Raw genomic sequence first — 20,114 nt, 5'->3', positions numbered from 1 at the left:
TGTCGTTCGGCATAACGTCCCCGTCCAGCCCACGTTCGTGGGGTTGTGTCGCCTGCTGATCGCCGGTCCATACTCGACCAGCAACACATCTCCAGCACCAGCGGAAACCGCCGCCTGCACGTTCGGTGGAGCGGGTCGAGGTGAAGGGTGGTGCCGATGCGGACAGACAACTCCTCTCTGTCGTGGCTGCTCTCGGAGTCCGACCGGTCCAAGGTCCGGTTGCCGGGCACGGACAGAGCTCACCACCCGGCGGCCACGCGGGAGATGGCCGACCGGGCGGCCCGGATGGTCGGGATCACCAGGGTCGCGGACATCACCCGGCTGGACACCATCGGCATCCCAACATTTCAGGCCATCCGGCCGACTGCCCGGACGCTCGCCGTGTCTCAGGGGAAAGGAGTCACCGCCGAGCTGGCGAGGCTGTCCGCGATGATGGAGGCCGTTGAGCTCTGGCATGCCGAGCAGCCCATGACGCCGGTGACGACGGCACCTCCTCGCGACGTCATCGGGCACCTGGGCTATGACGTCCGCGACCTCCCGCTCTCCCCGCCGACCGTGCTGCACGACGGGCTGCCGCTGGACTGGCTCGCCGGCCGGTCGCTGACCGACGGCTCGAAGACGCTGGTTCCCAAGGATTCGGTGGGATTCTCCCTCGTACGGAAGACCGGCTGGAACCCGCCGGTGTTCTTCGAGTCGACGAACGGCCTGGCCAGCGGGAACACGGCGGCCGAGGCCGTACTGCACGCGCTGTACGAGGTGATCGAGAGGGACGCCGTGACCACGGCGATGGCCGCCGGCGACAAGGGGATCCTCGTCGACCCGGGGACCCTGGGGTCGCCGGTCGTCGACGAGTTGTGCGAGACGATGGCGCGGGCCCGGGTCTGTCTCGAGGTCAGGTCCGTGCCGTCGCCCACCGGGTTGCCGTGCTTCCTGGCCCGGATCTCCTGTGACGACCATCCACCGGCGTTCATGGGATTCGGCTGCCACCTCGGCGCGGAGACAGCGCTCGCCCGTGCCGTCACCGAGGCCGCGCAGGCCAGGCTCGGCTACATCTCAGGCGCGAGAGACGACCTCCACGACCTGGGCATGAGGCGTCGGCCCGCGCCCACGGCGGACACCGGCGAGGCGATCCCGAGACTGACGGCTCACCAGAGCCTGGTCGATGATCTGGAGGACGTGGTCGAGCGGGCCGCGCTCGCGTTCTCCGCCGCCCCTGTCGTCATCGATCTGACGAGGGACGAGATCGGCGTCCCCGTGGTCAGAGTGGTGGCGCCGGGAAGCCGCGTCACCCCGGAGGTGTTCCGGTGAGCCGCCAGAAGACAGTCGTCTACGCCGGGCCGACGATCTCTCATGACGAGGTCCGCGCCGTGCTTCCGGAGGCGCGGACGCGGCCGCCCGTGGCCCGGGGCGATCTTCTCAGGGAGGAGTGGGGCCGGGAGGACACCGCCGTCATCATCGACGGGTACGACCGGGAGCGGCTGTCCGTGGGCCACAAGGAGATTCTCTGGCTGCTCAACGAAGGCGTGAACGTCATCGGCGCGGCGAGCATGGGGGCGTTGCGGGCGGCTGAGCTGAGCCCGTACGGGATGCGTGGGGTCGGGTCCGTCTTCCGCATGTACGCGAGCGGCGAGGTCGACGGGGACGACGAGGTGGCGGTCCTGCACGGGCCCGCGGAACGGGGATACCCCACCGGTACGGTGGCCATGGTCAACATCCGCTACGGCTGCCAGGAGGGAGCCAGGACCGGCCTCGTTCCGGCGGCGGCGGGTGAGCGGATCGTCGAGACGGCGAAGTCCAGGCCCTTCGTCCACCGGACCTGGCCCGAGCTGGAAGAGGCCCTGGGCCCGGAGTCCGGCGACGCGCTGAGCACGCTCGAGCGGATGATCGGGACGGGTGAGTGGGATCTGAAGCGGCTGGACGCGGTGGCGGCCCTGAGCGCCGTCGGCAGGCACCGAGCCGAGGCGCCCAGCGCGTGGGCGGCCGACGCGGCCCTGACGGGGATCACCCACTACGAGGCGCTGGCCTGGCGGTCGATGCGGGAGTACGCGCCGGGCCGGTGGATGTCCGATCTCGATGTCCTCGACGCGGCGCGGCTGTTCGGCGAGGACTACCCGGAGCTGCACGAGCAGGTGCTGACCGGCCTCCTGACGGACTTCGCCGGCGCGCGGGGCCTGGGGCTGGAGGCGTACACGCGGGCCAGGCTCGGAGTCGATGATCATGCCGGTTTGTCGCCCAGCCTCGCATCGTGGCTCTCCGAGACCGAGCGGGACACCCTGCCCGCCGCCGAGCAACTCCGATTGATCATGGTGCGGGTGTGGCCGGTCTGGCAGTCGGAGGATTGGCGGCCGATCGTCCTTGCGCGGATCCGGGAATCGAGCCGCTGGTCCGAGTGGTCCGATCTCGTCGCCCGTGCCGATGAGACCGCGGAACAGACTCGCGGCCGGCTGGTCGTCCCGGCACCGGCGACCTGCGGAAGGATCTTCTCCCGACGCTGGAACGGGCCCGGAACGTCAGCGGAGGTCGAGCTGGCGCGGCGCGGGTTCCTCAGCATGACGGATCTGGGACAGACCGTCAGCAGGTTCTTCGCACTGGAGGTGCGGACGGCCGAGGGGTGATGAGCGCGACTTCCGCGGTTGCCGCTCCGACAACCGCGGCTACAGGCAGTCATAGGTACCTCTCACATACGGGTGGCCGGCTTGAGTAACCCTGCTGCTCTGGCTGTCCGCAGGGCGGACGCGCATAGTGTGCCGGAAGAGCAACCGCGCTCAAACTCGGGTGGTCAGGTGGCACAACCGATGGAGTCCACCCCCTCGGGCGAGGCCATGCCCGCTCTGCGGGTCGTCGTGGGCGAGCCGGATCGGGTGGTGCGCGCCAGGCTCAGGAGCGTGCTCCACATGGGCAATGGCATCTACGTGGTGGGCGAGGCGGGCGCCGCCGACCGGCTGGGCGATCTGGTCATCCGGCATCGGCCGAGGGTGGCGGTCGTGAACGCGGCGCTGCGGCAGGCGGACGGCGTGGAATTCACCCGTGTCGTCGCGGCGCAGTCGCGGAACCGGATGCGCGTGGTGGTGGTCTCCGAAGCGCTGGACGAGGAGCTGCTCGGGCGCGCGTTACTCGGGGGCGCGGGCGGTTTCGTGCACCGGGCATCGCTGTTCGAGGAGATCGTGCCCGCGATCCGGCTGGTCGCCGCCGGGCACACCTTCATCTCCTGCTCGATGATCACGCGGCTACGTGATCGCATCGCCGCGGTGACCACCGGGGTCGATCACCGGCTCGCGGAACTCACCCGCCGCGAGGCCGAGGTGCTGGATCTCGTCGCGGCCGGCCTGTCGAACGCCGGCATCGCCGACAAGCTCGGCATCGGCACCGGGACGGTGCGTTCGCACCTGGCACGCATCCTCACCAAGCTGTCGGCGGTGAACCGGGCGCACGCGGTCGGCATCGCGTACGAATCCGGATTCATCACCGTCGGCTCGGCGCACCGCTGGCACGAACACGGGTAGCCGACCTCGAATTCCCCTGGAACTCCTGCTCCGCGATCGCCGTCGGCGCGGTTGGACGCCGCCACGTCACCTTCCGGCAACGCCTGTTTGAAGGGCGTCAAAGGGGAGAACCCTTCACATGGAGAAGATCAAGGACCTGCCTGAGTTTCAGGTGGAGGGACGCGGCTAGAGGATCGCCGCTCGGCTCATCTCCGGTCAGGGCACGACGTCGCAGTGTGACGACATCCGGAAGGGACGACATGGCAGAGCGCCATTCGCACGACGCACGCCCCGGAAACTTATGGCCACTCGTCGGGCGCGCCGCGGCGCTGCGCACGGTCCTGGACGCGGCGACGCAGGCCGACGTCGGCGGGGTGATGATCGTGGGAACACCGGGTGTGGGCAGGACGCGCCTGGCCAAGGAGGCGGTCACGCGGCTCGCCGCGGCGGGCCACCCGACGGCCTGGGCGACCGGGACCCGTGCCGCCGGGGCGATCCCCTTGGGCTCATTGCTGCACCTCGCGCCCCCACACGACGCCGCGGGCTCCGTCACGGGGCACCTCTTCGGCCAGATCGTGGAACGGTTCAGCGCGCCCACCGGGAAGCGGCCCGTGTTCGTCGTGGACGACACCCATCTGCTCGACAACGCCTCGGCCGCGCTCGTCTATCAGCTCGCCGTACACACAAGGACCTTCGTGCTGCTCACGGTACGGCAGGGGCAGACGGCGCCCGACGTGATGACGGCGTTGTGGAAGGAAGGGGTGGCACACCGCGTCGAGCTGCGGCCGCTGAGCGACAGCGAGATGGACACGCTGCTCGAACGCGGCCTGGGCGCTCCGCTGGACGCCGTCACGCGACACACGTTCCGTCGCCTGTCCGCCGGCAACCCGCTCGTGCTGCGCGAGCTCGCACAGTCCGCGTTGGAGGGATCCACGCTGCTGCGGCTCGACGGCCTCTGGCACCTGGGCGGTCACCTGCGGATCACCGGCCGGCTCGGTGATCTGATCGAGGCGCAGATGCAGGTCGACGATCCGGCCGTGCTGGGCGTACTCGAGGTGCTCGCCTGTAAGGAGCCGCTCGGCCAGCCCGTGCTCGAGGACCTCACCGGGCACTCCGCCGTGGTGCGGGCCGAACGGCAGGGGCTGGTGACGGTCGAGCCCTCTGGAGCGCGACGCCAGACGCGACTCACGATACCCGCGTACGGGGAGGTCATCCGCGCGCGCATGCCACGCGCCCAGGCGCACGCGATCTGGGCACGGCTGGCCGACTCCCTTGCCGCATCACCACGCCGTCGGGCGGACGACGCACTCGAACTCGTCATGTGCCGGCTCACCGCGGGCCGTGACTCCTCCGGGCAGGAACTGCTGGCCGCCGCGGAACGCGCCGCCGAACGGCTGGAGCTCGAGGTCGCCGAACGGCTGGCGACCGCCTCCGGTGCCGCCGATGGCGGGGTGGACGCGAAGCTGACCCTGGCCGAGGTGATGGCGTTGCAGGGCCGCTTCGCCGACGCGGCCGACGTACTCCCGGCTCCAGCGGACTGCGACAACGAAGAACGTGCCGACCGGCGGGCGATTCTCAGGGAGAAGATCGAATATTGGCAGCACGAAACCGCACCGACTCAGGGGAATCCGACCGGCGAACGGGCGGCGGAAGCGGTGCGAGCCTGGACGATGCTGATCGAGGGACACGTCGCGGGAGCTCTGTCCATCGGCACGGCACTGCTCACCCGGCCAGGACCGCGGCTGCCGGCGGAGGCGGCGGCACGGGCGGCCACGGCGGTTGTGATCGCCGCGGGTCTCATGGGAGACATCCGCCTCGTCGAACGAGCGAGCGCCACCGGCCTGGAGGTCGCCTCCGCGCACCGGACCGCCTCGCCGTGGATCCAGGCTCAGGTCGGCGCCGCCAGATGCCTCGCGCTCCTGCTGGCAGGCGCTCTCACCACCGCGGCCAAGTCCGTGGAAATCGCCTATCGAGAGGCCGTCGAGACGCAGCTGGCGGCACCCATGGTCGGCATGTGGGCGATCGTGTGTGGCCTGGTGGCCAAGGCTCAGGGACGGGTGAAGCCGGCACAGCAGGCGCTGCGCGAGGCGGTGGTGTTACTCAGCGAGCACGACCCGCTGCGATTACAGGGCGTCTACCTGGCCGAGCTGGCCGGCGCGCACGCGATGGCAGGAGACACCGTCCAGGCCGATGCGTGGCTCAGCCGAATGGACGGCTGCCCACCACCACGGGGTGCGCTCATCGACGCCTGGATCGAGCGGGACCGTGCCTGGGTCGCCGCCGCCGCGCTCGATCTCCCCACCGCCGCCGGCCACGCCCTCAGGGCCGCGAAGACGGCGGGCAAGGCCGGAGCGCCGATGCTCGAGGCCCTGGCGTTGTTCGACGCCGCGCGGTTCGGCGCCGCGAACGAGGCGTGCGACAGGCTGCACCAGGTCGCCAGGGACACCGCCGCACCCGCGACGACGGCCTTCGCCACGATGGCCACCGCGCTCGCCACGGACGACGCCCACCTCCTCGGGGAGGCGGCCGAGAGGCTGCATCGCCTCGGCCATCTGCTGCCCGCCGCCGAGGCGGCCGCGACAGCCCACCGGCTGCATGCCGGGGCGCGCCGGCGTACGGCGGCCAAGGCCGCGCTCGTGTTCGCCCGTGAGCTGCTGACCGAGTGCGACGGCGCCCGCACGCCCCTGACGGACCTGACGGGGAGCGAGGTGTCGCTGACTCCTCGAGAGCTGCAGGTGGCGAAACTGACCGCGGCGGGATTGCCCGGACGCGCCGTCGCCGAGCGCCTCGGTCTCTCGCTCCGAACCGTCAACAACCATCTGGGCCGGGTGTACGCCAAGCTCGGGGTGTCCGGGCGTGACGCCCTCGCGCAGGTGCTGGGCCAGCCGGAGGGCGAAGAGCCCCATGCCGATGCCTGTCGGATGCGGCCCAACTAGCCGCCTTACCAGGCATGTAATCGACACCGCCCCTCGGCCGGTGTCAGCGTTCTCCCATGACGAACAGCAAAGAACTGATCATGTCCGGCTTCGCGGAGTTCGCCGCCGGCAACGTCGACGTCCTTCAGACGCTCCTGCGAGAGGACTTCATCGAGCACAGCCCGGGCAACCCGTCGGGCAGGCAGGCCTTCATCGACTTCATCAAGAACGCTCCCGTGGCCGACGCGCGCCTTGAGCTCAAGCGGGTCGTCGCGGAGGGCGATCTCGTGGTGATGCACTATCACCTGATCCCGCGAGAGGGCGGGCGCGGGCTGGCGGTCGCGGACTTCTGGCGGCTCGAGGACGGCCTGATCGCCGAGCACTGGGACGTCGTCCAGCCGGTCCCCGAACCGGAGGAGGTGCCGCACGGCATGTTCTGACGGGTCTGTTCGACCTCACAGCCAGTATGTGTCGTGTTCGCGGAAGAACTCCGCCCTCTCCTCGTCGCTCTTGCCCGCCAGGGTGAGCAGCCCCTCGAAGTATCCCTCTCGTGGCGCGCCCGGCGCGAAGTGCAGCAGCATCGACGCCGGCGCGCCCGATTCATTACGGAACGCGTGTACGCCACCCTCCGGGACGTGCACGAAGTCGCCCGGCGTCGTGTCGATCCAGCGCCGCCCGTCGTAGATCCGCACGGTGCCGGACAGGATGAAGAACGACTCGGAGATCGACCGGTGGAAGTGCGCCGCGGGCCCACTGGGCTCCGGTCCCATTTCCCAGCGATAGAGCCCGAACTGTCCGTTGGTCGACGCACCGGTCGCCAAGTAGTGCACCGTGTTCCCGCTCGGGTAGGTCAGCTCGGGAACCGCGTCCGGACTCCGGTACGTCGCCCGCGGCTCGCCGGCGTCACCGTCGTAGGTCGGCGGTGGATAGGTCATGGCTGGCCTGCTTTCGCGTCTCGGATCTTCATCAAGTACCGGACAAGTTACCCCGAGGTGGTCGCGAGGGTGAGGCGGGTGCCGACCACTGCGGCGGCGAGACCGGCAACGGCGCAGACAAGGTAGACGCGGGCGAAGTCGGACACGCCGCCGGCGGGAGTGTGCCCGGCGAACATGGCCACGAGAACGGCGACACCAAGCGCGCCGCCCACCTGGCGAGCCGCGATGTTCAGGCCGGTGCCCGCGGCGAAGCTCGCCGGCGGCACCGACAGGGCCGCCGCGCTGGAGACACCGACGCTCACCGCGCCCATCCCAGCACCGGCGATCAGACCCGCTGGAAGCCAGACCCCGAGGAAGTTCGGCGTCGCGGGCAGCCACAGCGCGAGTGCCCCGCTGGTGGCGGCGAGCGCGAGCGCCCCGATCACCGTCAGGGTCCGCGGCGATGGCCGGCGCGCGACGCGGCCGACGATGAGTCCCACGACGGCCGACGCGATGGCGCCCGGGGTCATGGCCAGACCGGCCTGGAGCTCGGAGTAGTGCCACACCTCAGTGAGGAACAGCACGCCCAGCAGCAGCGACGCGTACAGTGCGACGCCGAAGAGCACCGAGACGATGTTCGCACCGGCGTAGGCACGGACGCGCCAGAGGGTGATCTGGACCGCCGGCTCGGCATGCCGCGATGAGCGGACGAGTGAGACGACGACTGCCGTCGTGGCGCCCAGGAGGCACGCCGGCGTCCAGCCGTGTGTCCATCCCTGGGCAATACCGAGTACCAGGAGGGCGACCCCGCAGGTCAGCAGCATGGTGCCGATGACGTCGGGCAGCCGCTTACGGGTGGTCACACCCGCGGGCATGCGCAGGGCGAGCACCCAGAGGCCGACCCCTGCGGGAACGTTGACGAAGAAGAGCGAGCGCCACCCGAAGGCGTCCACGAGCACTCCCCCGAGCGCCGGTCCCAGGGCCGCCGCGACCGAGGCGGCGGCGCTCCAGAGGCCGATCGCGCTCGCCCGCCGCGCCACCGGGGTGTCGGCCAGCACGAACGCCAGCGACGCGGGCATCAGCGCCGCGGCCCCCACGGCCTGCGCTCCGCGCGCCACCAGCAACAGCCCGAACGTCGGCGCGAGCGCCGCCAGCAGGGACGCGACCGTGAACACCGCGACCCCCACGGCGAACAGGCGACGGCGCCCGAGCACATCGGCCAGCCGCCCGGCCGGGGCCAGCAGAGCGGCGAAAATGATCGTATAGAGGGTGACCACCCAGGACAGCGACGTCAGGTCGACTCCGCCGAAGTCGACCGCCAGGGCGGGCACCGCGAGGTTGGTGATCGTCACATCGAGGAACGCCAGGAAGGACCCTCCGCAGGCCAGCAACAGAGGGAGCCTGATCAATGGTTCCGCCTTGGAGCGGGAGATGGTCATGGCAAGCAGTCCAGCAGCGGGCGGCCGTCGTGGTCTGGCAGGTTTGCGACGACACCGCCGCGCTGCACCGACATCATGGTCATGTCGGATTTCCGCCAGCCCCGATGGCCTGCCACAGGCGATGCTGGCGGGGTGCATGACGACGTGGAGCAGTGCGTTCGGGCGGTCCGATCCAAGGACGCCCGCTTCGACGGCTGGTTCTTCGGGGCGGTGATCACCACCGGCATCTACTGCAGGCCGAGTTGCCCGGTGGTGCCGCCCAAGGTGGAGAACATGCGCTTCTATCCCAGCGCCGCCGCGGCGCAGCAGGCCGGATTCCGGGCGTGCAAGCGCTGTCGTCCCGACGCCAGTCCGGGCTCCCCCGAGTGGAACCAACGCGCCGATGTGGTGGCGCGGGCGATGCGCATGATCGCTGATGGGGTCGTCGACCGCGACGGTGTGCCCGGCCTGGCGGCACAACTCGGCTACAGCACCCGGCAGATCGAACGGCAACTGCTCGCCGAGCTCGGAGCGGGACCGCTCGCGCTCGCGCGGGCGCAGCGGGCCCAGACCGCCCGGCTGCTGATCGAGACCACGGCCCTGCCGATGGGCGACGTCGCCTTCGCGGCCGGGTTCGCCAGCATCCGCACGTTCAACGAGACCGTGCGGGAGGTCTTCGCCCTGACACCGACCCGGCTACGGGATCGCGTCGCCCGTGGACGCCCGGCCGACACCCCGGGGGCGTTGTCGCTGCGGCTGCCGTTCCGGGCTCCGCTGTGTCCTGGCAACCTGTTCGGTCACCTCGCGGCCACCGCCGTGCCGGGGATGGAGGAGTGGCGCGACGGCGCCTATCGCCGAACCCTGCGCCTGCCCCACGGCCAGGGCATCGTCACCCTGCGCCCGCAACCCGACCACATCGGCTGCCAGCTGTCCCTCACGGACCTGCGGGACCTGTCCACCGCGATCAGCCGCTGCCGGCGCCTCCTCGACCTCGACGCCGACCCGGTCGCCGTCGACGATCTGCTGCGCGGCGACCCGGTGCTGGCTCCTGTCGTGGACAAGGACTCCGGCCGCCGGGTCCCCCGTACCGTCGACGCGTTCGAGTTCGCGGTACGGGCGGTGCTCGGGCAGCAGGTGTCCACCGCGGCCGCCCGTACCCACGCCGCCCGGCTGGTCACCGCCCACGGTGAGCCGATCACCGACCCCGCCGGAGGACTCACCCACCTCTTCCCCGACCCGTTCGCGCTGGCCGGCCTGGACCCGGCGGCGCTCGCCCTCCCCCAGGCCCGCCGCACCACGCTCACCGGGCTGATCACCGCTCTTGCCGCCGACGAGATCGACCTCAGCGTCGGAGGCGACTGGCACCGGGCGAGGGCACAGCTCTCGGCCTTGCCGGGACTCGGGCCCTGGACCGTCGAGACCATCGCGATGCGCGCCCTCGGCGACCCGGACGCCTTTGTCCCCACCGATCTCGGAATCCGCGTGGCCGCCCGCGAACTCGGTCTCCCCACCACCCCTGCCGCGCTCACCCGCCGCGCCGCGGCCTGGCGGCCATGGCGCGCGTACGCCGTTCAGTACCTGTGGGCCACCGGCGACCACCCCATCAATCACCTGCCCACCGACTCGCGAAAGAACGCACCATGACCCACAGGACACACACGGTGGTGGACAGCCCTGTCGGCCCGCTCACCCTCGTCGCGGCCGACGGAACCCTCACCGGCCTGTACATGCGAGCCCAGCGACACCGACCTCCAGAGGAGACCTTCGGCGACCCCGACCCCGCACCCTTCACCGAGGTGGCCGACCAGCTGGAGGAGTACTTCGACGGCCGGCGAACGGTCTTCGAACTGCCCATGGTCTTCGCCGGCACCCCGTTCCAGCAACGGGTCTGGGCAGCCCTGCGGGACATCCCCTACGGCGAGACGACCACCTACGGTGAGCTCGCCGACCGCATCGGGCAGCCGACAGCCGCCCGTGCCGTGGGCCTGGCCAACGGCAAGAACCCGATCGGCATCATCGTCCCCTGCCACCGCGTCATCGGCTCCACCGGCAACCTCACGGGGTACGGCGGCGGGCTGGCGACGAAGCAGTATCTCCTCGGCTTCGAGGGAGGCACCATCGGCGCCGCCCTCTTCTGAACCGGTCGGCATCGCGCCGATGACCGCCGTCGGCACAGGTTGCGTCAAACGCCGTGGTCACCATCCCCGCACAGCACGGTAGCCACCCCTTTGGCCAGTTTCCCACCGAGCTTCGCCATCCCTCAGAGGCTGATCGGAGCACTGGTCATCGGATTCGGGCGACGCGCGCAGGTGCCGGGCGGGGAACGCCACACGCCCGCCCGCCCGCCTGACCTCGCCGTCCGTCGCCGCTGGTCGCGAGGCGGCGGTGCAACCGTCTTCCACTCACCGGTGTTCCTCTCCTGTCGGCTCGATCGCACGCCGACGACCGGCCGCGCGGTCGGATGCGACAGCCACCAGACGGGAGGGAAGCAATGACCGAACTCGATGCCATCACCGGGGCGCGGGACAGGCCCGCCGAGGATCGGATGACGTCCCGGCACCGTCTGACCCTGAGTCTCCTGCTCGGTGCCCAGTTCATGCTCGCGGTCGATTTCTCGGTCCTCAACATCGCCGTGCCCACCATCGGATCCGAGCTCGGCTTCGAGCTGAGCAACCTGCAGTGGATCGTCACCGGATTCATGCTGCCGGCAGCGGGCTTCACGCTGCTGTTCGGCCGCGTCGCCGATCTCTTCGGCCGGCGCAACCTCTTCCTGGTGGGCATACTCGTCCTCGGCGTGGCGTCACTGGTCGGCGGCCTCGCCCAGTCACCGAGCATGCTCCTGGCGGGCCGCATCGGACAGGGGCTCGCCACCGCGCTGGCGACGCCCGCCGCGATGTCGCTGCTGACCACGTCGTTCCCCGAAGGCCCGCTACGCCGGCGCGCCCTCGGGCTCAACGGAACCCTGCTCACGGGTGGCTTCGCTCTGGGCTCGGTGCTCGGTGGTGTCCTGACCGAACTACTGAGCTGGCGCTGGGCCTTTCTGATCAACCTGCCGGTCGTCGTACTCATCCTCGCTCTCGGCTCGCGCGTTCTGCACGACACCAGCGTCCGGACCCGTACCCGGCTCGATGTTCCCGGCGCGGTCACGGTCACCGGTGCACTGCTGAGCCTGGTCTACGGCATCTCCGCGACCGAGCGGAGCGGCTGGGGCGACCCCGCCGTCATCGGCTGCCTGGCTCTGGCCGGGGTGCTGCTGGTGGCCTTCTGGTTCATCGAGTCGCGCAGCTCCCACCCGCTGGCTCCGGTCAGCGTGCTCAAACGGCCCACCGTGCGCTGGGGCAACTGCGCCGGCCTCCTCGTCATCAGCATGCCCAGTGCGGTGGTCTTCCAGATGACGCTCTATCTCCAGGACGTACTCGGCTACAAACCGCTCACCGCGGGCCTGGCGTTCGGCGGATCCAGCATCGCGGCCATCGTGGGCGGCCTCCTCGCTCCTCGCGTGATCGGCGCGATCGGCAGCAAGCGGACCCTCGTCACCGCCCTGACGGTTCAGGGCCTCGGCATCCTGGCGCTGCTCACCGTGGACAAGGGCGACGCCGGACTCTATATCGTCCTCACCGCCGTCGCGGTCGCCTTCTTCGGTCACGCCATGGGCCTCGTCTCCTACACGGTCATCGCCACCTCCGGCCTGCCCGACGAGGAGCAGGGCCTGGCCACCGGCCTGAGCACGATGAGCCAGCAGATCGCCCTCACCCTCGGCACTCCGGTGCTGGCCGCCGTCGCGGCCTTCGGCACCCACTCGGCCGACGGCGTTTTGACGAGCATCGGCGACACCCTTGACGGCATGCACCGGGCGGTGCTCGCAGCCGCGGTCGCCAGCCTCGTGGTCGCGGCCCTGGTGGCCACCTTCTTCCGCCCCGAAGCCGCGACCCGCACCCCATGAACCCGCCAGAGCGAACTGGAAACGACGCCACCGAGGCACTGGCGCAGAACACTTGGTCAGTACAGCCAGATGGCGTTGCGACGGTGTCGCGCCGGGAGAACTTCGAGATCATCGAGAGCCTCGCCATCGGTTGTGGCGTTGAGCCTCTGGGTGATGGCTTCAAGCCTGAGACGCAGGCGTTGACGTGCCCGGCGCTCCTCGATGTCGGCCCATTCAGAGACCGACCGATCTCGGGGATTCGCCCTGGCCCAGGAGTAGACGTCGGCCTTGTGCCGGAGGGACACCGGGCGTGGCCGGTGACCGGCCCGCCGGGCCTGGCGCAGGCACGCGGCACTGTAACGGAGATCAACTATCGTTACCGATCGCCATGGGGGCTCCTTGCGGCGAATCGGACGATCAATGTGATGAGCGGTGCGGGACATATGGCTCCCTGAGTAGCATCGCCAGGTATTTCCTGGCGCGCTACTTGAAGCCGGTCGGTCCCGTTGATCGCTGTTGGTTCATGGCCGGACCCTGGCATCGCGCGGCGAGCTCATCGAAGAGGGCCCGGAACGATGTCCGGGCCCCCTCCTCAAGCAGGCACGATGGGCCTCAGCCGAGCAAGCCGAGAGTCGCGGCTGCCGCGAGCTAGCTGCAGCCGCTGGTCGAGCCGCAGCCCTCGCAGACGTAGCAGCTGCCCGCCGGGCGCATCTTGGTGCCGCAGGTCATGCAGAGCGGCGCGTCGGCGGTGATGCGCAGGTGGCTCTCCAGCGTGAGCTGCTCCTTCACCGGCTCCGGCTCGGTCTTCGCCTCGATCGGCGCCGACTGGGCCAGCGCCTCGCGGTCGACCGTCTCCTGCTGCGCGGCCGGGTCCTCGCCGCGCTGCTGCGCGGCGCGCTCGGCCGCCGAGAAGATGCCCAGCGCCGCCCGCTCGTCGTAGGGCAGGTGGTCGAGGGCCAGGCGGCGGAAGATGTAGTCCATCACCGAGGTGGCCATCCGGATGTCGGGGTCGTCCGTCATCCCGGCGGGCTCGAAGCGCATGTTGACGAACTTGCTCATGTACGTCTCGAGCGGCACGCCGTACTGAAGCCCTATCGAGATCGCCACCGAGAAGGCGTCCATGACGCCCGCCAGCGTCGAACCCTGCTTGGACATCTTCAGGAAGACCTCGCCGAGCCCGTCGTCGGGGTAGGACGAGGCGGTCATGTAGCCCTTGGCGCCGCCGACCGTGAAGCGGGTGGTCATGCTCGGCCGCTGGTTGGGCATCCGGCGCCTGGTGGGCCGGTTGACCTCGATGACCCGGACCTCCGGCTCGGCGACCTCGGCCGCCTTGTCGGTCTTCTCGGATTCCTTCTTGCTGCCGCCGGCGGACAGCGGCTGGCCGACCTTGCAGTTGTCGCGGTAGACCGCCAGCGCCTTGAGGCCGAGCTTCCAGCCCTCCAGGTAGACCTGCTCGATGTCGTCGATCGTGGCCGACTCCGGCAGGTTGACCGTCTTGGAGATCGCACCCGACAGGAACGGCTGCGCGGCGGCCATCATGCGGACGTGGCCCATCGGGGCGATGGCCCGCTCGCCCATCGCGCAGTCGAACACCTCGTAGTGCTCCCTGCGCAGGCCGGGGGCGTCGACGACGTGGCCGTGCTCGGCGATGTACTCGACGATGGCCTCGATCTGCTCCTGCTGGTAGTTGAGCTGACGGAGCGCGCGCGGGATCGTCTGGTTGACGATCTGCATGGAGCCGCCGCCGACGAGCTTCTTGAACTTGACCAGCGCCAGGTCCGGCTCGATGCCGGTGGTGTCGCAGTCCATCATCAGGCCGATGGTGCCCGTGGGCGCGAGCAGGCTGGCCTGGGCGTTGCGGTAGCCGTGCTTCTCGCCGAGCTTGAGGCACTCCGACCACTGGCGGGAGGCCTCGGCGTGGATCTTGGCGTCCGTCGAGCCGACCGTGCGCAGGTCGTCGTTGGCGGCGGCGTGCTTGCGCATGATCCGCTTGTGCGGCTCGGCGTTGCGGGCATAGCCGTCGTACGGGCCGACGACCCCGGCCAGCTCGGCGCTGCGCCGGTAGGACACACCGGTCATCAGCGACGTGATCGCCCCGGCGACCGCGCGGCCGCCGTCGGAGTCGTACGCGTGGCCGGTGGCCATGAGCAGCGCGCCCAGGTTCGCGTAGCCGATGCCGAGCTGGCGGTAGGCGCGGGTGGTCTCCCCGATCTTCTCGGTCGGGAAGTCGGCGAACGTGATCGACACGTCCATGGCCGTGATGATCAGCTCGGTCAGCTTGACGAAGTTGGCGACGTCGAAGGTGTCGTCGTCCTTCAGGAACTTCAGCAGGTTGATGCTGGCCAGGTTGCAGGAGGAGTTGTCGAGGTGGACGTACTCGCTGCACGGGTTGCTGGCGGTGATGCGCCCGGTCTCGGGGGTGGTGTGCCAGTCGTTGATCGTGTCGTCGTACTGGACGCCGGGGTCGGCGCACTCCCAGGCGGCCTTGGCCATCTTGCGGAACAGGTCGCGCGCGTCGACCTTCTCGATCACCTCGCCGGTCAGGCGGCCGCGCAGGGCGAAGTCGTCACCCTTCTCCACCGCGTGCATGAACTCCTCGGAGACGCGCACCGAGTTGTTGGCGTTCTGGTATTGGACCGAGACGATGTCCTTGCCGCCCAGGTCCATGTCGAACCCGGCGTCGCGCAGCGCGCGGACCTTGTCCTCCTCGCGGGCCTTGGTCTCCACGAACTCCACGATGTCGGGGTGGTCGACGTCGAGCACGACCATCTTGGCCGCCCGGCGGGTGGCGCCGCCGGACTTGATGGTGCCCGCGCTCGCGTCGGCGCCGCGCATGAACGAGACCGGGCCGCTGGCAGTGCCGCCGCTGGAGAGGAGCTCCTTCGAGGAGCGGATGCGGGACAGGTTGACCCCCGAGCCCGAACCGCCCTTGAAGATCACACCCTCTTCCTTGTACCAGTCGAGGATCGACTCCATCGTGTCGTCCACGGCCAAGATGAAGCAGGCGCTCACCTGCTGCGGGCTCGCGGTGCCCACGTTGAACCAGACCGGCGAGTTGAACGCGAACACCTGGTGCGTCAAGGCGTGCTTCAACTCATGGTCGAAGATCTCGGCGTCCTCGTCGGTGGCGAAGTAGCCGTGCTCGACCGCGGTCTTCGTGTAGACGCCGACGACCCGGTCGACCAGCTGCTTGAGGCTCCACTCGCGCTGCGGCGTGCCCACGGCGCCGCGGAAGTATTTGGTCGTGACGATGTTGGCGGCGTTGACCGACCAGAACTCGGGGAACTCGACGCCCCGCTGCTCGAAGTTGATCGAGCCGTCGCGCCAATTGGTCATGACGACGTCGCGGCGCTCCCACTTGATGTCGTCATAGGGGTGCACACCGGGCTTAGTGAAGATCCGCTTCATCTTGAGCCCCTTACGCGGACGCTTACCTCCGCGCGTGACTGAACCGCTGGCCGTCTCCGTCATGACTCCCCCTTCTCCGCCTTCAACTGTTCGATCTCGGCCTCGAAGTCCGCCAGGCTCTCGAAACCGCGATATACCGATGCGAACCGCAGGTAGGCCACCTCGTCCAACTCCCGCAACGGGCCCAGGATCGCCAGCCCCACCTCGTTGGAGGGGAGCTCGGCGGCACCCTTGGCTCGGATGGCCTCCTCGACACGCTGCCCCAACTGGGCCAGCGAATCCTCGCTCACCGGCCTGCCCTGGCAGGCCCTTCGCACGCCCGCGACGACCTTGTCGCGCGAGAACGGCTCTGTCACTCCGCTACGTTTGCTCACCATCAGCAGTACGGTCTCCTGCGTGGTGAACCGGCGCCCGCATTCCGGACAGGTACGGCGGCGCCGAATGGCCGCGCCGTCCTCTGTCGAGCGGCTGTCGATGACCCTCGTGTCGGGATGACGACAGAACGGACAATGCACGCTTTCGCCCTCCTCGACCACGTGGCCACCACAGGCGTAAAGCGCTCGTCGGCGTACGCTCGCGCACGCACCACGGCTCGCCATGGTGCGGTCACAGAAACACAATTTGTGGTGAACTACATCGGTGTAACTACTAGATGTTGTGGTCCAACCGTAGAAGCGAGCGACCATGAACGCAAGTTGGGCGCGGCCTTCTCGCCGAAGTCGCTGATCAGCGCAGCCACCTTAGTCCGGTCCGGGCGTGTCGTCGTCAACACCGGGCCGGGAGGGCGTGTTCCTGGGCTCGTGTGTCACCTTGGTTCGCCCGTCTCACGTGGGTGAACGCAGCTCACAGGCATCTCGTACGGCACATCTGTCGGCACTCGTCGCCGCGGTTTCGGTTGGGGACAGACCATTTTCGGACCTGTGCCGGGACAGACCATTTTCGGGCCTGTGCCGGGACGGAGCTTCGGGGAGTGCCGGGATGGAGCTTCGGGGGTGCGATGCGGGCTGCCGACCGGCCGCTGCGTGCCCACCCAACGCCACCGCGATGCCCATCCGACGCCGCTGCCTGCCCCACCCGGCAATGGGCCGCACGCCGAGGCGGCGGCGAGCCCGAACTGCCGGCGATCGCGGGGAGGCGACCCGGCTTCGCAGCGACGTACGCCTCCGCCGACGGCCATCCGTGAGCACCACGGTGGCCGTCCACCACGGTGGCCGTCCGTGAGCACCACGGTTGGCCGCCCGCGAGCACCACGGCGGCCGTCAGCCAGACCGTCCAGGTCGGCCCGGCCATCAGGCAGGCGGCCAAGGCTGCAGGCGTTCGCCGCTCAGCACCCGTTCACCGGCTTACGGTAAGGCGCGGGCGCTCGGGACGTACAGGCGGGTGCCGGGGCGGATGAGCGAGTCGGGCAGGCCGTTCAGACGCTTGATCTCGGTCACGACCGCTCCGGGGTCGTTCTCCTCGGGAGCCACCGCGTCGACGATCGTCCAGAGCGTGTCCCCCTCGTGGACGGTCACCCAGGGCAGACCCGCGTGACTCGGTACGGCGGGCGCCACGTTCGCCAGGCTGACCGCGCGGGTGCCGAGCCAGAAGCCGCCCAGGGAGAGCAGGGCCATGGCCATCACCAGCACGGCCCGCCCCCGCCGCGTGAGCCGTACGGGGGGATTGCGCCGTCCTCGCCGCGAGACACCGGCACGCCTCCTGGACAGACGGGTCCGATCTGCGGGCAGGGCGCCCTTGCGTCGGGGGCGGCGCGCGTACGAGCCGGAGACCTCACGGGCCCGGCCATCGGAACGCCCGGCCGCTTCACGACCCCGACCTCCAGAGCGACCGGCCGCCTCACGACCTCGACCCCCAGAACGACCAGCCACTTCACGACCCTGACGCCCCGAACGACCGGCCACCTCACGACCCCGACCCCCGACGCGCCCACCTGCACCGCGAGACCGCGCACCGTAACGGTCCCCCGCCCCGCGCGACCGCCCCTTGGACCGGACTGCCGCCTCGCGCGACGGGTCCTCCGCTCCTTCACGCGGCAGCGCCTCCACATGGCCATCCGGAGCATGAAGCGTCGAGTTCTCAGCCTCCGCCGGTCGCCCAGCCTCCATTGAGCGGCCACGCCCTGCTTGGCGACCAAGCCCTGCTGAGCGTCCGGGCTCCGCCGATCGCCCAGCCTCCGTTGGGCGTCCTGGGGCTACCGAGCGATCAAGCTCTGCTGAGCGATCGGTAGCGCCCGTAGGCCGTACACCTTCGTCAGGCGACGGCATGTCGTCGGCGTCAAGGCGCGGCGCGGGCACGAGCCGCAGGAGCGGCCTTCCCTGCGCCGCAGCCCGACGGCGGACAGACCCTCCGCCGGCCGATCCGCCACCGGCACGCGCGCCGCCTCCCCTTGGACGGCCTCCGCCCCCACGTTCAGGACGTCCCCCACCCTCTCCGCCGAAACGCCGCCCTGCGCCCCCACCCTCTCCGCCAGAACGTTTTCCGTCCCCACCTTCTCCACCGGAACGTTTTCCGTCCCCACCCTCTCCTGTGGAACGCCCTTCGCCCTCACCATCGCGAGGACGGCCGCCCCCGCTCCGGAGACGCCCCTCGTCCCCGCTTCCGGAACGGGCGCCACCCTCGTCCCCACGCCGGCCTTCACCCCCCGAACCGGCGGATCCCAGGCCCGGGGGCCGAAGACCGGCAGGCCCCGCCTCCCGATCGCTGGAGCGGTCATTGACATACGTACGTTCGAAACTCGGTCGGCCGGCGGAATCGCCATCCCGACGGCCGTCCCCCCGGTCCTCACCCTCATTTCCGGCCCGGGGCGCCGGTCGCCGGGTGGCGTCTGCCAGAAGAGTGAGGCGCTTGACGTCTTCGCTGGTGGCATCTGTGATGGTGGTCGCTCGCATGTTTGACCTCCCCGCCGTCCCGGCCCGAAAAAAAGACCCAATAAAGATCGGCAAATCGAACACGGTGTCGATCGAACTCCCGTACGATGTTGTACACCACGCTGCCAACAATTTCGAGGAAGACTCGAACAATTGTTTGAAGATGATCTTCAACAGCGATACGGTCGCTGTGTGCGACACGAAGACCACGGACCGGAAGATTCGCCGGTGAGGCGGGCCGCCGGGCGAGGAGGCAGATCATGAGCGATCGGGATGACGCCAACGGGGTCAGCGACCTCGCGGTGCGTCGGCGTGACTCCCTGGGCCTGACGCCCAGGCAACGCAAGATCCTCGAGGTGATTCGCGACTCGGTCCAACAGCGCGGATACCCGCCATCCATGCGCGAAATCGGCGAGGCCGTACAACTGACCAGCACGTCCAGCGTGTCGCACCAGTTGACGGCGTTGCAGCGCAAGGGCTACCTGAGACGTGACCCGCACCGGCCGCGCGCGCTCGAGGTGCGGCTGCCCGGCGAGCCCGTGCTCTGGGTCGACCCCGAGGCCAGCGAGTCCGATCCTCCGGTGAGCAGGCCCACGGCCGCCTACGTGCCACTGGTCGGCCGGATCGCCGCCGGTGGTCCGATCCTCGCCGAGGAGAGCGTCGAAGACGTCTTCGCCCTGCCCAAGCAGCTGGTGGGTGAAGGCACGCTCTTCCTCCTGCAGGTCGCGGGTGACTCGATGATCGAGGCCGCCATCGCCGACGGCGACTGGGTCGTCGTTCGCCAGCAGCCGGTCGCGGAGAGCGGCGACATCGTGGCGGCCATGATCGATGGCGAGGCCACGGTGAAGACGTTCAAGCGCAAGGACGGCCACGTCTGGCTGGTGCCGCACAACTCCAACTACGACCCGATCCCCGGCGACGAGGCCAGCGTGCTGGGCAAGGTCGTGGCGGTCCTCCGCCGCCTCTAGTATCTGCGGACATTTCGGGCGTACGGCAGAGTGACGGCCCTGCCATACGCCGTCTGCGACGTACGCACATCCCGTGGGCATGGCAGGAGAGCGACTCTCCTGCCATGCCCTATTTCTGTGCCGGGAAGCTTGCGCGGGTCGGCGGTACGGTCCAGCCCGTCGATGGTGAGGTCGCACGAAAAGGGCCCAGGTCGGGGATCGGCCCGTCTCGGGCGGTCTG

General features: G+C 69.8%; 15 protein-coding genes. 10 read left to right on the top strand and 5 right to left on the bottom strand.

What is annotated here, in order from left to right:
- Positions 1-156: 156 nt before the first annotated feature.
- From KME78_RS27415 to KME78_RS27395, 5 genes are all read left to right on the top strand, one after another.
- Positions 157-1,308, top strand: a complete 1,152-nt coding sequence (locus KME78_RS27415; protein WP_219532229.1) for a YcaO-like family protein — start codon at positions 157-159, stop codon at positions 1,306-1,308.
- A complete protein-coding gene (locus tag KME78_RS27410; protein ID WP_219532228.1) occupies positions 1,305-2,615 on the top strand; it encodes a TfuA-like protein in 1,311 nt (436 codons plus the stop codon). The genes KME78_RS27415 and KME78_RS27410 overlap by 4 nt, the downstream gene beginning before the upstream one ends.
- Before the next feature lie 180 nt (positions 2,616-2,795).
- The gene (locus KME78_RS27405) at positions 2,796-3,503 is read left to right on the top strand and encodes a response regulator transcription factor (RefSeq protein WP_219532227.1); all 708 of its coding nucleotides are present in this window, start codon (positions 2,796-2,798) and stop codon (positions 3,501-3,503) included.
- Between the two features lie 239 nt (positions 3,504-3,742).
- Positions 3,743-6,418: a helix-turn-helix transcriptional regulator gene (locus KME78_RS27400; RefSeq protein WP_219532226.1), complete on the top strand. Its 2,676-nt coding sequence runs from the start codon at positions 3,743-3,745 to the stop codon at positions 6,416-6,418.
- Between the two features lie 56 nt (positions 6,419-6,474).
- A complete protein-coding gene (locus KME78_RS27395) occupies positions 6,475-6,837 on the top strand; it encodes a nuclear transport factor 2 family protein (protein ID WP_219532225.1) in 363 nt (120 codons plus the stop codon).
- A gap of 15 nt (positions 6,838-6,852) precedes the next feature.
- On the opposite strand, the gene KME78_RS27390 is transcribed toward KME78_RS27395, so the two are convergent.
- Both KME78_RS27390 and KME78_RS27385 read right to left on the bottom strand, forming a co-directional pair.
- Positions 6,853-7,332, bottom strand: coding sequence for a cupin domain-containing protein (locus tag KME78_RS27390; RefSeq protein WP_219532224.1), 480 nt, complete (start codon positions 7,330-7,332; stop codon positions 6,853-6,855).
- A gap of 47 nt (positions 7,333-7,379) precedes the next feature.
- Positions 7,380-8,720, bottom strand: coding sequence for a DHA2 family efflux MFS transporter permease subunit (locus KME78_RS27385; RefSeq protein ID WP_219532223.1), 1,341 nt, complete (start codon positions 8,718-8,720; stop codon positions 7,380-7,382).
- 162 nt (positions 8,721-8,882) lie between these two features.
- Here KME78_RS27385 and KME78_RS27380 point away from each other — a divergent pair, with 162 nt between their 5' ends.
- The 3 genes from KME78_RS27380 to KME78_RS27370 all read left to right on the top strand — a co-directional run bounded on the left by KME78_RS27380 (position 8,883) and on the right by KME78_RS27370 (position 12,672).
- Positions 8,883-10,373: an AlkA N-terminal domain-containing protein gene (locus tag KME78_RS27380; RefSeq protein ID WP_219532222.1), complete on the top strand. Its 1,491-nt coding sequence runs from the start codon at positions 8,883-8,885 to the stop codon at positions 10,371-10,373.
- Positions 10,370-10,867, top strand: a complete 498-nt coding sequence (locus KME78_RS27375; RefSeq protein ID WP_219532221.1) for a methylated-DNA--[protein]-cysteine S-methyltransferase — start codon at positions 10,370-10,372, stop codon at positions 10,865-10,867. Before KME78_RS27380 ends, KME78_RS27375 begins: the two co-directional genes overlap by 4 nt.
- Positions 10,868-11,220: 353 nt before the next feature.
- Positions 11,221-12,672: an MFS transporter gene (locus tag KME78_RS27370; protein ID WP_219532220.1), complete on the top strand. Its 1,452-nt coding sequence runs from the start codon at positions 11,221-11,223 to the stop codon at positions 12,670-12,672.
- 627 nt (positions 12,673-13,299) lie between these two features.
- On the opposite strand, the gene KME78_RS27365 is transcribed toward KME78_RS27370, so the two are convergent.
- From KME78_RS27365 to KME78_RS27355, 3 genes are all read right to left on the bottom strand, one after another.
- The gene (locus tag KME78_RS27365) at positions 13,300-16,122 is read right to left on the bottom strand and encodes a vitamin B12-dependent ribonucleotide reductase (protein ID WP_219532219.1); all 2,823 of its coding nucleotides are present in this window, start codon (positions 16,120-16,122) and stop codon (positions 13,300-13,302) included.
- A complete protein-coding gene (nrdR, locus tag KME78_RS27360; protein ID WP_214636146.1) occupies positions 16,119-16,574 on the bottom strand; it encodes a transcriptional regulator NrdR in 456 nt (151 codons plus the stop codon). The genes KME78_RS27365 and nrdR overlap by 4 nt, the downstream gene beginning before the upstream one ends.
- Before the next feature lie 828 nt (positions 16,575-17,402).
- The gene (locus KME78_RS27355) at positions 17,403-17,672 is read right to left on the bottom strand and encodes a LysM peptidoglycan-binding domain-containing protein (protein WP_219532218.1); all 270 of its coding nucleotides are present in this window, start codon (positions 17,670-17,672) and stop codon (positions 17,403-17,405) included.
- 1,231 nt (positions 17,673-18,903) lie between these two features.
- Between KME78_RS27355 and KME78_RS27350 the strand changes: the two genes are divergently transcribed.
- Entirely contained in the window at positions 18,904-19,158 is a 255-nt protein-coding gene (locus KME78_RS27350) for a hypothetical protein (protein ID WP_219532217.1), read from the top strand.
- 28 nt (positions 19,159-19,186) lie between these two features.
- Positions 19,187-19,894, top strand: coding sequence for a transcriptional repressor LexA (gene lexA / locus KME78_RS27345; protein ID WP_219532216.1), 708 nt, complete (start codon positions 19,187-19,189; stop codon positions 19,892-19,894).
- The last annotated feature ends 220 nt before the right edge of the window (positions 19,895-20,114 follow it).

The sequence above is a fragment of the Nonomuraea guangzhouensis genome (genome assembly GCF_019396345.1).
In the GTDB taxonomy this organism is placed as follows: Bacteria; Actinomycetota; Actinomycetes; order Streptosporangiales; family Streptosporangiaceae; genus Nonomuraea; species Nonomuraea guangzhouensis.
This window is presented reverse-complemented; position numbering and strand designations above follow the sequence as displayed.

What these genes read in the sequence shown, in the direction of transcription:
- KME78_RS27415 (WP_219532229.1), top strand. Translation starts at nt 157, where the DNA reads ATGCGGACAGACAACTCCTCTCTGTCGTGGCTGCTCTCGGAGTCCGAC.
- KME78_RS27405 (WP_219532227.1), top strand. Translation starts at nt 2,796, where the DNA reads ATGGAGTCCACCCCCTCGGGCGAGGCCATGCCCGCTCTGCGGGTCGTC.
- KME78_RS27400 (WP_219532226.1), top strand. Translation starts at nt 3,743, where the DNA reads ATGGCAGAGCGCCATTCGCACGACGCACGCCCCGGAAACTTATGGCCA.
- KME78_RS27395 (WP_219532225.1), top strand. Translation starts at nt 6,475, where the DNA reads ATGACGAACAGCAAAGAACTGATCATGTCCGGCTTCGCGGAGTTCGCC.
- KME78_RS27390 (WP_219532224.1), bottom strand. Translation starts at nt 7,332, where the DNA reads ATGACCTATCCACCGCCGACCTACGACGGTGACGCCGGCGAGCCGCGG.
- KME78_RS27375 (WP_219532221.1), top strand. Translation starts at nt 10,370, where the DNA reads ATGACCCACAGGACACACACGGTGGTGGACAGCCCTGTCGGCCCGCTC.
- KME78_RS27370 (WP_219532220.1), top strand. Translation starts at nt 11,221, where the DNA reads ATGACCGAACTCGATGCCATCACCGGGGCGCGGGACAGGCCCGCCGAG.
- KME78_RS27365 (WP_219532219.1), bottom strand. Translation starts at nt 16,122, where the DNA reads ATGACGGAGACGGCCAGCGGTTCAGTCACGCGCGGAGGTAAGCGTCCG.
- KME78_RS27355 (WP_219532218.1), bottom strand. Translation starts at nt 17,672, where the DNA reads ATGGCCCTGCTCTCCCTGGGCGGCTTCTGGCTCGGCACCCGCGCGGTC.
- lexA (WP_219532216.1), top strand. Translation starts at nt 19,187, where the DNA reads ATGAGCGATCGGGATGACGCCAACGGGGTCAGCGACCTCGCGGTGCGT.